Annotated in this window: 14 protein-coding genes and 1 pseudogene; 7 read left to right on the top strand and 8 right to left on the bottom strand. The window is 54.8% G+C overall.

Annotated elements, in window-relative coordinates; all coding sequences use genetic code 11:
- Window positions 1-11: 11 nt before the first annotated feature.
- From glsA to glmS, 8 genes and pseudogenes are all read right to left on the bottom strand, one after another.
- A complete protein-coding gene (gene glsA, locus JLG71_RS19715) occupies window positions 12-1,013 on the bottom strand; it encodes a glutaminase A (RefSeq protein ID WP_014228450.1) in 1,002 nt (333 codons plus the stop codon).
- A gap of 57 nt (window positions 1,014-1,070) precedes the next feature.
- Window positions 1,071-2,394: pseudogene (locus JLG71_RS19710) on the bottom strand (dicarboxylate/amino acid:cation symporter).
- Between the two features lie 168 nt (window positions 2,395-2,562).
- A complete protein-coding gene (locus JLG71_RS19705) occupies window positions 2,563-2,880 on the bottom strand; it encodes a DUF4387 domain-containing protein (protein WP_025108137.1) in 318 nt (105 codons plus the stop codon).
- On the bottom strand, window positions 2,877-4,247 hold the full coding sequence (locus tag JLG71_RS19700) for an acyclic terpene utilization AtuA family protein (RefSeq protein ID WP_109241424.1): 1,371 nt from the start codon (window positions 4,245-4,247) through the stop codon (window positions 2,877-2,879). Before JLG71_RS19700 ends, JLG71_RS19705 begins: the two co-directional genes overlap by 4 nt.
- A gap of 3 nt (window positions 4,248-4,250) precedes the next feature.
- The gene (locus tag JLG71_RS19695; protein ID WP_025108135.1) at window positions 4,251-5,492 is read right to left on the bottom strand and encodes a methylaspartate ammonia-lyase; all 1,242 of its coding nucleotides are present in this window, start codon (window positions 5,490-5,492) and stop codon (window positions 4,251-4,253) included.
- Window positions 5,492-6,937 (bottom strand): methylaspartate mutase subunit E, encoded by a 1,446-nt coding sequence (locus tag JLG71_RS19690; protein ID WP_004848945.1) that lies wholly within the window; start codon window positions 6,935-6,937, stop codon window positions 5,492-5,494. Before JLG71_RS19690 ends, JLG71_RS19695 begins: the two co-directional genes overlap by 1 nt.
- Before the next feature lie 16 nt (window positions 6,938-6,953).
- The gene (gene glmL / locus JLG71_RS19685; RefSeq protein WP_032748772.1) at window positions 6,954-8,342 is read right to left on the bottom strand and encodes a methylaspartate mutase accessory protein GlmL; all 1,389 of its coding nucleotides are present in this window, start codon (window positions 8,340-8,342) and stop codon (window positions 6,954-6,956) included.
- Window positions 8,342-8,791, bottom strand: coding sequence for a methylaspartate mutase subunit S (glmS, locus tag JLG71_RS19680; protein WP_004848951.1), 450 nt, complete (start codon window positions 8,789-8,791; stop codon window positions 8,342-8,344). The genes glmL and glmS overlap by 1 nt, the downstream gene beginning before the upstream one ends.
- Window positions 8,792-10,017: 1,226 nt before the next feature.
- On the opposite strand from glmS, the gene cydA reads away from it, so the two are divergent.
- The 7 genes from cydA to tolR all read left to right on the top strand — a co-directional run bounded on the left by cydA (window position 10,018) and on the right by tolR (window position 14,835).
- Window positions 10,018-11,586, top strand: a complete 1,569-nt coding sequence (cydA, locus tag JLG71_RS19675; protein WP_004130574.1) for a cytochrome ubiquinol oxidase subunit I — start codon at window positions 10,018-10,020, stop codon at window positions 11,584-11,586.
- Window positions 11,587-11,601: 15 nt separating this feature from the next.
- Window positions 11,602-12,741, top strand: a complete 1,140-nt coding sequence (gene cydB / locus JLG71_RS19670) for a cytochrome d ubiquinol oxidase subunit II (protein ID WP_004848954.1) — start codon at window positions 11,602-11,604, stop codon at window positions 12,739-12,741.
- Between the two features lie 15 nt (window positions 12,742-12,756).
- On the top strand, window positions 12,757-12,870 hold the full coding sequence (gene cydX / locus JLG71_RS19665; protein WP_004100325.1) for a cytochrome bd-I oxidase subunit CydX: 114 nt from the start codon (window positions 12,757-12,759) through the stop codon (window positions 12,868-12,870).
- Window positions 12,870-13,160 (top strand): cyd operon protein YbgE, encoded by a 291-nt coding sequence (gene ybgE / locus JLG71_RS19660; RefSeq protein ID WP_004100327.1) that lies wholly within the window; start codon window positions 12,870-12,872, stop codon window positions 13,158-13,160. The genes cydX and ybgE overlap by 1 nt, the downstream gene beginning before the upstream one ends.
- 149 nt (window positions 13,161-13,309) lie before the next feature.
- Window positions 13,310-13,714 (top strand): tol-pal system-associated acyl-CoA thioesterase, encoded by a 405-nt coding sequence (gene ybgC, locus JLG71_RS19655; protein ID WP_004100330.1) that lies wholly within the window; start codon window positions 13,310-13,312, stop codon window positions 13,712-13,714.
- The gene (gene tolQ / locus JLG71_RS19650; protein WP_014228456.1) at window positions 13,711-14,403 is read left to right on the top strand and encodes a Tol-Pal system protein TolQ; all 693 of its coding nucleotides are present in this window, start codon (window positions 13,711-13,713) and stop codon (window positions 14,401-14,403) included. The genes ybgC and tolQ overlap by 4 nt, the downstream gene beginning before the upstream one ends.
- Before the next feature lie 3 nt (window positions 14,404-14,406).
- Window positions 14,407-14,835, top strand: a complete 429-nt coding sequence (gene tolR / locus JLG71_RS19645; RefSeq protein ID WP_004130580.1) for a colicin uptake protein TolR — start codon at window positions 14,407-14,409, stop codon at window positions 14,833-14,835.
- Window positions 14,836-14,871: the final 36 nt, after the last annotated feature.

The raw sequence follows: 14,871 nt of genomic DNA, 5'->3' as shown, positions 1-14,871 counted from the left end.
TTTACTTCTCACTATTTCGCTAAAAAGAGATTGGCCCGCGTCGCATTCGCGACGTACTCGATGGTCTGCTGGGCGCGGACGCTATTGCCGGCTGCATCCAGCGGAGGGGAGTAGACGGCGATAGCGTATTGCCCGGGAACGACGGCGACCATTCCGCCGCCAACGCCGGATTTTGCCGGGATACCGACGGTGTACAGCCATTTGCCGCTGCCGTCGTACAGCCCGGCGATCGCCATTTCCGCCAGCACCTGCGGGACGTAGCTGGCGGTGAGCAGCTGCTTGCCGTTGAACGGTGATTTGCCATTGTTGGCGAGTACGGCCCCCATTTTGGCGAGCTGCTCAACGGTGATATCCACCGAACACTGACGGGTGTAGATTTCGACGGCTTCCTGAGGGTCGCCATAGAAGCTGCGGTATGAATTCATCAGCATCGCCAGCGCCTGGTTATGCTGATTGGTCTCCATTTCGGATTGAAATACCGGCTCGTTAACGCTCAGGGAGCTGTCGGCCCAGGCGTTGAGGTTGTTGAGAATGTTGTTCCAGCGGTCGGTTTTGTCTTTCGCCGCAATCAGGCTCACGGTGCTCATGGCGCCGGCGTTGACTAACGGGTTCTCCGGCGCGCCTTGCGTGAGCTCCACGGCTAAGCCGGAATTGAAGGGCAGGCCGGTCGCGTTCGCGCCGAGTTTATCCAGCACCTCCTGCGGCCCGCGCTGCTCCATCGCCAGCGCCAGGGTGAAAACTTTACTTAAGGATTCCATCGGAAAGGCTTTTGTCACGTCGCCGGTCTGGTAAATTTTGCCTTCGACCGTCGCGAGCGTAATGGCGAAATTATTCGGGCTATAGCTCGCCAGGGCAGGGATATAGTCGGCGACTTTACCGTCGTGATTACTCTTATATTTCTGATGTGCCTGCTCGATGATGCTGGCGTAGTCCGGCGCGCTTTGCGCCTGCGCGGCGGCGCTAAACAGTAAGCTGGCGGTTAAGATGCAGGTGCCAAGAAATTTCACGTTCATGGTGTGTCCCGTTGGGATGATTGGAGGGAACCGGGCCGGACGTATCCGGCCTGGGGCTCATAGCCATTTGCTGTCAGGACATCGCCACTTCGGACGTTTCGCTGGCAGGGCGCTCCTGCTCCGGTTTTTTGACCGGGGCGGTGCCGCGGCAGCCTTCTCCGTAATGCTCGCCTTCCCAACGGCCAACGATGGCGGCGCCCATGGCGTTACTCATCACGTTGGTGGCGGAGCGACCCATATCGAGGAACGGGTCGACGCCCATCAGCAGGATCAGGCCCGCTTCTGGAATGTTGAACTGGTTCAGCGTCGCGGCGATAACCACCATTGAGGCGCGCGGCACGCCCGCCATCCCTTTGGAGGTCAGCATCAGGATCAGCAGCATGGTGATCTGCTCGCCCATGCTGAGGTGGACGTTACAGGCCTGAGCGATAAACACCGTGGCGAACGAGCAGTAGGCCATGGAGCCGACCAGGTTAAAGGAGTAACCGATGGGCAGAACGAAGCTGGCGATTTTGGAAGAGACGCCGAATTTTTCCAGCTTATCGAGGGTGCCAGGGAAGGCGGCTTCTGAGCTGGATGTGGTGAAAGCCAGCAGCGCGGGCTCGAAGATCGCTTTGGTCAGGCGGCCAATGCAAGGGCCGACAATCACCGTCGACAGGCCAATCAGGATTGCCCACAGCATGCCCAGCGTCAGGTAGAACTCACCCATAAAGATCCCGGCGCTGACCATCACGCCCAGACCGCGCTCGGCAATCAGCCCGGAGATGGCGGCGAAAACGGTCAGCGGCGCGAACAGCATGACGTACCCTGTGAGCTTCAGCATCACGTGGACCAGCGAATCGAGCACCTTCACGATGGGCTCGGCTTTTTCGCCGATCGCCGCCAGGCTGCAGCCGAGGAAAATAGAGAACACCACGATTTGTAGAATTTCGTTGCGCGCCATCGCATCAACGATGCTGGTGGGTACCGCGTGCGAGATAAACACTTTCAGGGTGAAGGGCTCGGACTGTACGGCGGCCACGGCTCCGGCATCGTGGGGGACAAAGTTGATGCCCGCGCCTGGCTGGAACAGATTGACGATCACCAGACCCAGCGCAATCGACAGCAGCGAGGCGCAAATAAACAGGAAAAAGGTTTTAGAGAATATGCGCCCGAGCGTTTTCGCATCGCCCATTTTGGCGATGCCGACCACCAGCGTTGATATTACCAGCGGGGCGATAATCATTTTTACCAGGCGTAAAAATATAGTGGTAAAAATGGAAATATCCTGCGCATAGGATTTTGCTGTATCTGCTGATGCCATATTATTAATGATCACCCCGGCAATCATGCCGAGTATCAGGCCTAATATGATCATTTTGGTTAAACTTATTTTTTTCATATTTACTCCATCGGAACAGGGTTAGTCGTGAAGTGGTGTAGGGCGGCGTACGCCTGCGCCAGGCAGCAGCGCAGACGTACCCCTGTGGTGACCAACCGCATAAATTGTCTGGAATACAGTGATACAGCGAAATCCTGTACCCTAATGGATGTTGTTGTATTTTAGAAATTACAGGTCGAACTCAATACTTAATAACGGCGCATGCTGCTGAGCACCATAAACATCATTGTCTCCGACGTTGCCGGAAATAATATCCCGCGGCATGACGATTTTTACCGCGTTGGCCGGATCGAACCAGATAATGCGATGAATAAAATCAGGCTTTACGTTATATAAGCCGGCAATAAGCTGCGGGGTTAATTGCTCAGAACGTTTGACCCGCTGATAATCTTCCCGGGTTTTAAATAAAATATCTAAAACCAGTTCATACGGTCCGGCGTTTTTGGAGCGGATCACCTGCGCCAGTGAGCATAGGGATTGTTTCATGCCTGAACTCCTTCTGGCGTCACCTGTTCGATATGGAAGTCAAAGCGCAGCGCGTCGCTGGCTTCGATCAGGTGATAGATTGAGAACTCATACACCGGACCGCTCTGAATATCGGAAGGTGAGAACGGGAAGGCGAGGTTGCCCGCGGTGGCAATGCGGTTTTCATAGCCGTAGTGCAGCAGGGTAGAGCGCACCAGCGAACAGACGCTGTTGGCGATATCCTGGGTTGGCGCAACGACATCAAGCAGGATGCCCAGTTCGTGCCCGGCGGTTTTCATCGGTTCGTGATTGCCCATCACGCCGTTCTTTCCATACAGATGGAAGGTCATGCGGATGCTGTCATCGTTCAGGGAGAGGTTGCGTGCGACGCTGGTCTGTACCTCTTCAAGAATATTATCGATTCCGGCAATCATGATCGGATCGCGCGTTCCGGCAATGGTCAGGCAGCGGAAGCCGACCCGCCGCGCGCCTTCCAGCTTCAGCGCGTACGGCGTCGCTTCATGACGAGAACCGCTGACGTAAACCTCGCCTTCGTTGACGGCTTTGAAGGTGCATCCTTTCAGGTTAAGCACGCCGCCCGGACCGGGCAGGAAATACGGATCGGACTTCTCGTACAGCGTATGCGCCGCCGCAGAGGTTTCGGTAAACTTACGCTTTGGATTAAACGCTTTCAGCGTAAAGCCGCTGTCGTCGATAATCCCCATGGCGCAGTCGGAACCGGAGCCCGGCGTGGCGGCAATGGCCGCGCATTCGAGGATCTTGCCGCAGTGCAGGGCGAGCCCCTCATCAAAGCCCTGCATAATCGGCAGCGCCGCGAAGCAGGCCGGATCGTACGCCCGGCCGCCAAGCACCACCTGGGCGCCGGCGGCGAGCGCCCGCTGAAAGGGTTCGATCCCCATCTGGGCGACGATATAGGTACACTCTTCAATGGCCTCGTGGGTCAGTTCAGGCACAAAGTCCAGGGCGGTGATTTTGCCGTTATCCAGCGCCTGATGAATGATGGCTTTATCAACATCAGACGGGATCAGTGCCATGGAGAACGACAGTTTTTCTTCCTGCGCAATCTCATGGATAATCTGCCGACACCACTCCAGATGCGGCGCGGCGCCGGATCCTCCAGCGGTGCCGATCACCACCGGTATGTTGTTCTTCACGCCGGCGACGATCATATAGCGCAGATCGCGTTTCACCCCGGCCCGGTCGGTAAAAGGTTTGCCTGCCCCCAGATAGTGGGGGCCGGGATCGGATGAACCGGCGTCAACGGCAATCAGATCCGGGGACTCCGCCATGGCTTTAAGAAAGCTCTCTTCCGGGAAGCCATAGCCGAGGATTGCCGTCGGCGATAAGATCTTAAAGGTACGAGCCATCTCTTAATCCTTAGTCTGCAACAGCGCGATGGTGCGGTTCATTTCGTTAAACACGATGTTAAGACCTTCGTCGAAGCCCATGCCCGGCTTGATCAACATGCGCATCGGACGCGCGGCCAGCGCGACGTGAACGCAGGTGCGGGCGCTGATCTCGGTTTCGTTACAGGTACCGCCCTGATAGGCTTCCATCGCGTGTTTGTTGCAGTACAGCACTGCGTCCACGATGTTATGAATGCCGCCGAGATCCGGGGTTTTGATCTGCACCATGTGGCAGCTGCCGGCATCGGTAAAGTCAACGATGTCCTGGTAGGTGTTACACCACTCGTCGGCGACAATTTTTACGCCGGAACCGAGGCGGGTCAGCTCTTTGGTAATGGCCGTGAGCATACGGATCTGGTCCGGTTTATTACCCGCATCCACCGGGCCTTCTATGTAGAGCGGCAGGCCCTGCGCCTCTTGCTCCAGGCTGGCGATATAGTCGGCGCAGCGAACCGGATCCATATCGAAAATCAGGCCGATGGTGCCGTACACGTCGATATGCAGCGTGGGGCGATAGCGGGGGCTGGTGCGCAGGCTTAAGATGCGGTCGGACAGCCAGCGGACATACTCACGCAGTTTTTCCCCTTTCAGACCCAGCTTCTCTTCGACGTTGTTAATGAGCGCATGCGGCAGGACGTCAACGCCTTTGAGGATCATTTTGTCCACGGCGATGTAGCGGTCGTCGCCGCTCTGACCAAATAACGGAATCGCTTCCGGTATGCAGGGCAGCTGCCATTCGTCGCAAACTACCTCCGCCTTCAGGCGGCCGCTGGCCAGCGCGGTGGCGTCGAGCAGCGCCTGGGAAAGACCGTAGCGGACGGCGGTATGCAGCAGATGACCGTCGATGCGCAGCTTGTCGAAGAAGCGGGCGTTCGGCAGGAAGGTATCGACATCGCGGCCCTCCAGCAGCGGTTTGATATGATCGTTGAGGAACGGGATAAAGTTCTCCGCCAGGAACAGCGGGTCGCGGCCGCCCGCGCCGGAGTACTGTACGGCGGCACAGTCACCGACCGCCACCGCGCCGTTTTCCAGAATCAGCTGGACGGATACGCATTCACCCGCCTGGCGTACCGAGGTGAAGCCTGGCGTTACCGGAGCACCGGTATAAATGAACCCATCATGACCCGCGCCGTTTTTAATCGCCTGCTGATCGTCAAAATAGAATGAAGAGTAGCCAGCGGTGAAAAGGGCCTGTTTAATTTTCATTATGGTCTTCCTATTAATTTACTGTGGGATACCGCGTTGATGTCATCAACAACCATCTGGAATGAGGGTTTGCGTCCTTCAAAATGCGCACGTTCAGCGACGTAATCGTGGTGCAGGGCGAGGATGTCCTTCGGCAGCGGAACCGCGCCGGCTTCAAGCACGCGAATGGCGCCGGCATTGTCGCGGACCGGCAAAATTTTGCCCGCGTTGCAGGATGCGGGGGCAAAAGGCACGTCCAGGACGCCCGCTTCAAAGGCCAGCACCGTACCGCGGGCGATGTCGCCGTTGCCCAGCTCGAACACTTTCTTCAGCACTGCGCGAACCTCGCTTTTTATCAGCTCCACTTCCTGCTCAACCGCGGCGCAGGGCGGGAACTTCTGATCGCTGACCATATTGAGCATCTGGCGGGATGCCCTCAGCCCCTGCGCGTTGGCCGCCGCGGTGGGAATACCGAACGCTTCATGCGGGCTCTTGGTGATCACTTTGGTGGCGCCGGACATCCCGGCTACCGCCGCGCCCCAGGAGATAATGGCAAAGGCTTTTGATTCATCTTCCGGAAAGCCGCCCATCCACTGGTGGAAGACGGTACTCAGCTCATAATCGTCGAATCCGTAATTGCCAAAGTATTCGTGGGAGAGTTCGCGAAGAGATTTAATCGCCGCGATGTCCTGGGTGAGGCTGCCGACCTGGCCGTAGCCGACGGTGATTGACTTGACGCCCTGTTCCAGCGCCAGCAGACCTTCGATAATGGCCACCGCGTGGGACATAAACGGTGGGATCAGGGTGCCGGTCAGAGGGCCGAACGGTTCGCGGTTAATACGAATGCCGTGTTCTTCATACAGGCCCATCAGGCGGTCGCAGTACTGCCAGTCGCGAATCGACTTCTCCAGGGTGACGCGCTTGGCGTAGGGAATGTTGTAGGAGATACCGCCGCCTTCGTAGCTGGTAAAGCCGCTGGCCATGGAGATTTCCGCCAGCAGGCGCGCGTCTGGCGTACCGTGACGTACCTGGACCGGTTTTTCCAGCGCTTCGGTCATCCGGCGGCAGGCGGCGACGCCGTGGTTAACCACCGGCAAACCATTCAGTTTGGAGGTTCCCGCCTCGATGGATTTCTGTATGCCGACCGCCGCTTCTTCGTAACGGTTGAGGCGGGTATAGGCATCGATGGTGCTGGGCAGCAGATCGCACTCTTCCTGCAGGGTTTTAAGCAGCGCAATATGTTCATCCATCAGCGCCACGCCCGCGCGCGGCTGGCTCAGGGTTTTACCCTCCTGGTCGGCCTTAAGCAGAGCGTGAGAAAAGCGTTTTTTCTCAGGAATGGTTTGCTGGTACTTCACGCCATCTTCGAAGTGCTCAACGTCCTTGCCGGTATGCCAGGTCTGCAATACCTGATGCCGCTCGGTCATGAATTCGTCGTGGGTTAATTTTTTATTTCGAAGTTCCATTCGTAGCTGCCTTCATTTATAGGGTTAAACAGTGAATGCTGGTGCGAGCGGCGAGCTCGGGGTAGAGCCTGGCAACGTTTGCCAGCAGCGGAAGCAGGCCTTTTGCATCGCGGTAATAATCAAACCGGGTTGGCAGAAGAATGCGTCTGCCGTCGTCATCCAGTTCGCGGTATTTCAGCCAGCGGTGGATGTCGAAGCCGCTGGCGCGGGAGAGCCATCCACCGGAACCGACGACTTTACGCACGGGGGTCAGATCGCGGCCCATCTGTAAATCGACGTTGCCCACGCAGGTGCAGACCTGCTTTTTGGTGCCCGCGTGGCGTTCGCTGGCGTAGCCGACGCACAGCCCGGCCAGCACGGTGTCGAAATATTTTTCTTCCTCGTTGAGCGGCAGATAATCCGGCTGAGCGACCAGATGGCGCAGGTAGCGGTAAAAGGCCTCCTGATGCTGCGGCTGGTGGGCAAACACCACGTTCACCAGCTCCTGAGTACTTTCACCGACCACGACAGCTGAAACGCGCATGCCGAGATCGCCTTCCACCGTACGTTTAACAAACGGTTCCGGAACCCCGTGCAGAACGGTATCCGGAGAGAGCGTGTTGGCGCTGGCGGAGTAGACGTCGGTGGTGGCGCCGCCCATATCGATCAGCATGAACTCTTTCCACGCGCTGTCGTAATGGCTGATGGTTTTTACCAGCTCGTAGACGGTCCACGGCGTTGGCATCGGCTCTTCGCCGGTTTCCGCGACAATCACGTCCAGCCCTTTACCTTTGACGATTCGGGATAAGAAGACATCGCAAATCGCCTTGCGGGCAGCGTAGGGATTAGGGTGATCGAGATCGGGCAGAATGTTGTCTACCGTGGTCAAATCTTTGTGGCCAAGGATGGCCTGAACCTCGTCCTGAATATCCCGGTTTCCGGCATAGATAATGGCGCAGTCGAGCGTTGACTCCGCCAGCGCATGGGCGTTGGCCAGGCCGTAGCTCTCCTCGCCGCCGTCGGTTCCGCCGGTAAACAGCAGGATATCCGGCGGCGTGGCTTCCAGCGCCTGGATATCGTGGCGGTTGAGTTTGTAGGCGTAGTATTGGGCGATTTTGGCCCCCGCCGAGTGGGCGGTGACTTTTGCTGATTCCAGGGTGATGGACGGCACCAGACCCATCGCGGCAACGGCAAGACCGCCTTTTGCCGATGAAGAGTATTTCAGCGTGACGTCACCGCGGTGCAGCAACGGGCGCGCATCGGCAACGTTAAGCACCCGGTTCAGGCTGGCAAAAAAGCCTTCCGCCAGGTGATGGGTAGTGGTCGGGGTCAGAACGTGGTTTACCAGCGTCAGCTCATCCCCCTCCTGTGCGAAGAGGGCCGCTTTGGTCCACGTCGAGCCGATATCGACAGAGACGGTTTGCATCAGATAGCCTCTTCCAGACACTGCTGTTCAACGCCGTGGCGCTGGTTGATATCGTTCGCCATCAGCCTGCAGACGTCTTCCAGATCGTGGCTTGGGGCAAAGACGCGATTGAAGCCCATCTCTTTGAATTTGGCCTCGACGTCGGCAAAATCATGCTTACCGACCACCAGGTTGCCGCCAACGTAAAGAAGAATATCGCCGATACCCCGTTCGATGCAGCGTTCGCGCAGTCCCAGGCAGTCGATATCGCCGTGGCCGTAAATAGACGAGACAACGATGGCGTCCGCGCCGGTTTCGATAGCGGCATCGATATATTCATCCTGACTGACCATCACCCCCAGATTGATTACGCGAAAATCATGGGCAGTAAAAACGCGGTCCAGGACTTTGTTGCCTACTGCATGGCAGTCAGCACCAATGACGCCAATAACAAGTGTTGATTTCTTCATGGGTAATCCTCTGTAAGGCTGATGGTATAAAAATAAAAACGACTTTCTAATATTTGCAGCGTTGATGATGGCCGCCTGTTAATAGGGCTGGAGTGTCTGTGGTTCGAAGGGGGGAAGCAATTGATCTATTTTCAGAATATCTTTCAAAAAAGTCTTGTTTTTGATTTTTCTTTAAAAAATCCTTTTGTATCATGATGTTGTTAGTTTTTTTATTGTCTGGTGTTATTTCTGTTCAGATCTTTTTAATAAATAGATTGCGATGTTTGTGAGCAAGGTCTTATTTTATATTTTGCGTTTATTTTGCCTTGATAATAAGCGGTAAATACAATTCTTTAAATTTTTCTGTGAGCATAGTAACGGAATTTATGTGCTGTTTTTTATATGCGTCACGGCGAATTTGTTAGATTAAAGATATAAAATGGTGATTTGTTTATTTAATATTTCATTTTTGTTGAATGGCGGAGTGGGGCAGGAGAGCTGCTGTCCGGGGGGGATAAAAGCGCAGGGGGAAAGTCTGCTGCATAAAGAGCAGGGTGCGTTGCGTCACAAAACGACGAGAAAGAGAATGTACGCCGCATTTACTTGATAATGAGATAGTTACGCATCTGTGTTAATTGAAAGTAAACGCAATGATAAATGTAATAAGCAAAAAAATTTAGGGCATTAACTTGATAAAAAAAATCTGTGAGCTACACGACATTGTCAGCTGATGCCCGGATTAATGCGCCCAGCGCTCATCCCATTAAATTCCCCTCCGCGGCGAAATAAATGGACTATCATTTTCAGTAACCGTTGATACTCTTGAAAAACATATTGTTAACCTAGTGTTTACCTGTACGGTACACGGTATACATAATTAACATTTAAAATGAAAATTGATTTAAATCAATGTTTAAAACTTGGAAAAGGTCGCGAAATGGAGTTAAATTGTCGCGGATCAAATTGACCGAAATCTGGTATTTTCGCTATAAATTGATCGCTGTCGAAAACTGCAAATTTATCACAATAAAAACCTATTTATTGTAAGGGTTTTGCAGCGTAATATAATCACGGGATCAATTTGGGTGTTTTGTTAACATGTTTGTAACTTCTCATTACTATCGTTTTCTTGCATGAGAAAACGGGCGTGACGAGAAGAAGCAAATAAATTTGTATTGGGGCATGCGTGTGACCCTTTCTAACGGGGTTCACTCTCGGAGTCTTCATGCGATGAGCAAGGAGTCATGATGTTAGATATAGTCGAACTGTCGCGCTTACAGTTTGCCTTGACCGCGATGTACCACTTCCTGTTTGTGCCGCTGACGCTAGGTATGGCGTTCCTGCTGGCCATCATGGAAACGGTCTACGTCCTTTCCGGCAAACAGATTTATAAAGATATGACCAAGTTCTGGGGCAAGTTGTTTGGTATCAACTTCGCGCTGGGTGTGGCAACCGGTCTGACCATGGAGTTCCAGTTCGGGACTAACTGGTCTTACTACTCTCACTATGTGGGCGATATCTTCGGTGCGCCGCTGGCCATTGAAGGTTTGATGGCCTTCTTCCTCGAATCTACCTTTGTCGGTCTGTTCTTCTTCGGTTGGGATCGTCTGGGCAAAGTTCAGCACATGGCCGTGACCTGGCTGGTGGCGCTGGGCTCCAACCTGTCGGCGCTGTGGATCCTCGTCGCTAACGGCTGGATGCAGAACCCGATTGCGTCGGACTTCAACTTTGAAACCATGCGTATGGAGATGGTCAGCTTCTCAGAGCTGGTCCTGAACCCGGTTGCTCAGGTTAAGTTCGTTCATACCGTGGCGTCAGGCTACGTGACCGGCGCGATGTTCATTCTTGCCATCAGCTCCTGGTATATGCTCAAAGGCCGCGACTTCGCTTTTGCCAAGCGCTCCTTCGCTATCGCAGCAAGCTTCGGTATGGCGGCGATTCTCTCCGTTATCGTTCTCGGTGATGAATCCGGCTACGAAATGGGCGACGTGCAGAAAACCAAACTGGCGGCTATCGAAGCTGAATGGGAAACTCAGCCTGCTCCGGCGGCCTTTACCCTGTTTGGTATTCCCGATCAGAAGGCGCAGGAGAACCGCTTCGCGATTCAAATTCCTTACGCGCTGGGCATCATTGCGACTCGCTCCGTGGATAAACAGGTTACCGGCCTGAAAGACCTCATGGTTCAGCACGAAGAGCGTATCCGTAACGGGATGAAAGCTTACGCGCTGCTGGAACAGCTGCGTGCCGGTTCAACCGACCAGGCCGTGCGCGATCGCTTTAACGACGTGAAGAAAGATCTGGGCTACGGTCTGCTGCTGAAACGCTATACCGACAACGTCTCTGACGCGACGGAAGAGCAGATTGCTCTGGCGACCAAGGACTCTATTCCTGCCGTGGCGCCGCTCTACTTCGCCTTCCGTATCATGGTAGCGTGCGGCGTGCTGATGCTGTTGATTATCGGCGCCTCCTTCTGGAGCGTGATTCGCAACCGCATCGGTGAGAAAAAATGGCTGCTGCGCGCCGCGTTCTATGGCCTGCCGCTGCCGTGGATTGCCGTTGAATCGGGCTGGTTTGTCGCCGAATATGGCCGTCAGCCGTGGGCTATTGGTGAGGTGCTGCCGACGGCCGTCGCGAACTCGTCGCTGACCGCGGGCGACCTGATCTTCTCTATGGTGCTGATTTGTGGCCTGTACACGCTGTTCCTGGTGGCTGAACTGTTCCTCATGTTCAAGTTTGCCCGCAAAGGACCAAGCAGCCTGAAAACCGGTCGCTATCACTTTGAACAGTCCTCTGCGGCTATTCAGTCGGCACGCTAAGACAGGAGTCGTCAAATGATCGATTATGAAGTATTGCGTTTTATCTGGTGGCTGCTGATCGGCATTTTGCTTATTGGTTTTGCCGTCGCCGATGGCTTCGACATGGGGGTGGGGATGCTCACCCGTTTCCTCGGTCGTAACGACACCGAGCGTCGAATTATGATTAACGCCATTGCCCCGCACTGGGACGGAAACCAGGTGTGGCTGATCACCGCCGGCGGCGCGCTGTTTGCCGCCTGGCCGATGGTCTACGCCGCCGCGTTTTCCGGCTTCTATGTGGCCATGATCCTGGTGCTGGCCTCTTTATTCTTCCGTCCGGTGGGTTTCGACTACCGCTCGAAGATTGAGGATAACCGCTGGCGTAACATGTGGGACTGGGGCATCTTCGTCGGCAGCTTCGTGCCGCCGCTGGTGATTGGCGTGGCGTTCGGCAACCTGCTGCAGGGCGTTCCGTTCCACGTTGATGAATATCTGCGCCTGTACTACACCGGTAACTTCTTCCAGCTGCTGAATCCGTTTGGCCTGCTGGCCGGTATTGTTAGCGTGGCGATGATCCTGACGCAGGGCGCGACCTATCTGCAGATGCGTACCGTGGGTGAACTGCACCTGCGCACCCGCTCCGTGTCTACGGTGGCGGCGCTGGTGACGCTGGTCTGCTTCGCGCTGGCGGGCGTTTGGGTCTACTACGGTATCGACGGTTATGTGGTGAAATCGGTGATGGATCATACCGGCCCGTCTAACCCGCTGACCAAAGAAGTCGCGCGTGAAGCCGGCGCGTGGATGGTGAACTTTAATAACATGCCGGCGCTGTGGGCGATTCCTGCTCTGGGCGTGGCGCTGCCGCTGCTGACCGTCATCTCGACAAAAGCGGATAAAGGCGCATGGGCGTTTCTGTTCTCCTCGCTGACGCTGGCGTGCATCATTCTGACTGCCGGTATCGCCATGTTCCCGTTCATTATGCCATCAAGCACGGCGATGAACGCGAGCCTGACCATGTGGGATGCGACCTCCAGCCAGCTGACGCTGAACCTGATGACTTACGTGGCGATTGTCTTCGTACCGATTATTCTGGCCTACACCGCCTGGTGTTACTGGAAAATGTTCGGTCGCATCACTCGCGAAGACATCGAAAAGAACACCCACTCGCTGTACTAAGGTAAGGAGCTATATATGTGGTATTTCGCATGGATTTTGGGAACGCTTCTTGCCTGTGCTTTTGGGGTGATTACCGCGCTGGCGCTTGAGCACGTGGAAGCCACCAAAGCAGGTAAAGAAGAACACTGATGAGTATTATCGCGACTCTTTACGCGATAATGGACAAGCGCCCGTTAAGGGCGCTTTCCTTATTGATGGCGCTGGCGCTAGCGGGCTGCATCTTCTGGGATCCGTCGCGCTTTGCGGCCAAAACCAGCGAGCTGGAAATCTGGCACGGCTTCCTGCTGATGTGGGCGGTTTGTACCGGCGTTATCCACGGCGTGGGCTTCCGCCCGCGCGCCATTCACTGGCAGGGAATTTTTTGTCCGCTTATCGCTGATATTGTGCTCGTTTTGGGCCTGTTCTTTTTCTTCTTTTGAATAAGAAATCTCTGTTAACCATATGGGCTTGCATAAGCCCATAAAAATTTACTCCTCGTTTACTTTCCCCCATTCCAAACCACGATTCCCGCGCGTATAGTAGCGAAGTTTGAAAGCACTAACCTTTTGTTGCATTACCGGGATGTAAAGTGAATACAACGCTGTTTCGATGGCCGGTTCGGGTCTATTACGAAGACACCGACGCCGGTGGTGTGGTTTACCACGCCAGCTACGTCGCTTTCTATGAAAGAGCACGCACAGAGATGCTGCGCCATCATCACTTCAGCCAACAGGTTTTGCTGGCTGAACGAGTTGCCTTTGTGGTTCGCAAAATGACGCTGGAGTATTTTGCGCCCGCCAGACTCGACGACATGCTCGAAATCCAGACGGAGATAACCTCAATGCGAGGAGCTACCCTGGTTTTCACGCAGCGAATCGTCAACGCCGAGAACGTCGTTTTGAATGAAGCTGAGGTTCTTATCGTGTGCGTTGATCCACTCTTAATGAAGCCTCGTGCGCTTCCCAAGTCTATTGTCGCGGAGTTTAAGCAGTGACTGAGATGAATATCCTTGATTTGTTCCTGAAGGCGAGCCTTCTGGTTAAACTTATCATGTTGATTTTAGTTTGTTTTTCCATCGCCTCCTGGGCCATCATTATTCAGAGAACGCGTATCCTCAATTCGGCGTCACGTGAGGCCGAAGCGTTTGAAGATAAGTTCTGGTCCGGTATCGAGCTTTCTCGTTTGTACCAGGAAAGCCAGGGTCGTCGCGATAATCTGACCGGTTCGGAACAAATCTTCTACAGCGGCTTCAAAGAGTTTGCGCGTCTGCATCGTGCGAACAGCCATGCGCCGGAAGCGATTGTCGAAGGGGCGTCGCGCGCCATGCGTATTTCGATGAACCGCGAGCTGGAAACCCTGGAAACCCACATCCCGTTCCTCGGTACGGTGGGTTCTATCAGCCCATATATCGGTCTGTTTGGTACCGTATGGGGGATCATGCATGCCTTTATCGCGCTGGGCGCGGTAAAACAGGCGACGCTGCAAATGGTCGCGCCGGGTATCGCAGAAGCGCTCATCGCGACGGCAATTGGTCTTTTTGCCGCTATCCCGGCGGTTATGGCCTATAACCGTCTGAACCAGCGCGTGAACAAACTTGAGCTGAACTACGACAACTTTATGGAAGAGTTCACCGCCATTCTGCACCGTCAGGCGTTTACCAGCAGCGAAAGCAATAAGGGGTAAGCCATGGCCAGAGCACGTGGACGCGGACGTCGCGAACTGAAGTCCGAGATCAACATCGTTCCGCTGCTGGATGTCCTGTTGGTGCTGTTGCTGATCTTTATGGCGACAGCGCCGATCATTACGCAGAGCGTAGAGGTCGACCTACCGGACGCAACGGAGTCGCAGGCGGTGAAAAGCAACGATGAGCCGCCGGTGATCGTTGAAGTCTCCGGCGTCGGGCAGTACAGCGTGAAAGTTGGCCCGGAAACGTTATCGCAGCTGCCGCCGGAACAGGTTATTGCGGAAGCCAGGCGTCGACTTGAGGCGAATGAGAAAACGGTGTTCCTGATCGGCGGTGCTAAAGAGGTGCCATACGATGAGATTATTAAAGCGCTTAACCTGTTGCACAGCGCAGGGGTTAAATCGGTTGGCTTGATGACCAAGCCGATCTAATCGCTCGCAATATGCACGCCCGCCAGCACGTCGGCT

The sequence above is a fragment of the Klebsiella michiganensis genome (assembly GCF_015139575.1).
Lineage (GTDB): Bacteria > Pseudomonadota > Gammaproteobacteria > Enterobacterales > Enterobacteriaceae > Klebsiella > Klebsiella michiganensis.
The sequence above is the reverse complement of the archived record's forward strand: the minus strand, read 5'-3'. Positions and strand labels throughout refer to the sequence as shown.

Excerpts from the sequence above, each read along its gene's own strand:
- glsA (WP_014228450.1), bottom strand. The coding sequence starts at position 1,013 with ATGAACGTGAAATTTCTTGGCACCTGCATCTTAACCGCCAGCTTACTG.
- JLG71_RS19705 (WP_025108137.1), bottom strand. The coding sequence starts at position 2,880 with ATGAAACAATCCCTATGCTCACTGGCGCAGGTGATCCGCTCCAAAAAC.
- JLG71_RS19700 (WP_109241424.1), bottom strand. The coding sequence starts at position 4,247 with ATGGCTCGTACCTTTAAGATCTTATCGCCGACGGCAATCCTCGGCTAT.
- JLG71_RS19695 (WP_025108135.1), bottom strand. The coding sequence starts at position 5,492 with ATGAAAATTAAACAGGCCCTTTTCACCGCTGGCTACTCTTCATTCTAT.
- JLG71_RS19690 (WP_004848945.1), bottom strand. The coding sequence starts at position 6,937 with ATGGAACTTCGAAATAAAAAATTAACCCACGACGAATTCATGACCGAG.
- glmL (WP_032748772.1), bottom strand. The coding sequence starts at position 8,342 with ATGCAAACCGTCTCTGTCGATATCGGCTCGACGTGGACCAAAGCGGCC.
- glmS (WP_004848951.1), bottom strand. The coding sequence starts at position 8,791 with ATGAAGAAATCAACACTTGTTATTGGCGTCATTGGTGCTGACTGCCAT.
- cydA (WP_004130574.1), top strand. The coding sequence starts at position 10,018 with ATGTTAGATATAGTCGAACTGTCGCGCTTACAGTTTGCCTTGACCGCG.
- cydB (WP_004848954.1), top strand. The coding sequence starts at position 11,602 with ATGATCGATTATGAAGTATTGCGTTTTATCTGGTGGCTGCTGATCGGC.
- cydX (WP_004100325.1), top strand. The coding sequence starts at position 12,757 with ATGTGGTATTTCGCATGGATTTTGGGAACGCTTCTTGCCTGTGCTTTT.
- ybgE (WP_004100327.1), top strand. The coding sequence starts at position 12,870 with ATGAGTATTATCGCGACTCTTTACGCGATAATGGACAAGCGCCCGTTA.
- tolR (WP_004130580.1), top strand. The coding sequence starts at position 14,407 with ATGGCCAGAGCACGTGGACGCGGACGTCGCGAACTGAAGTCCGAGATC.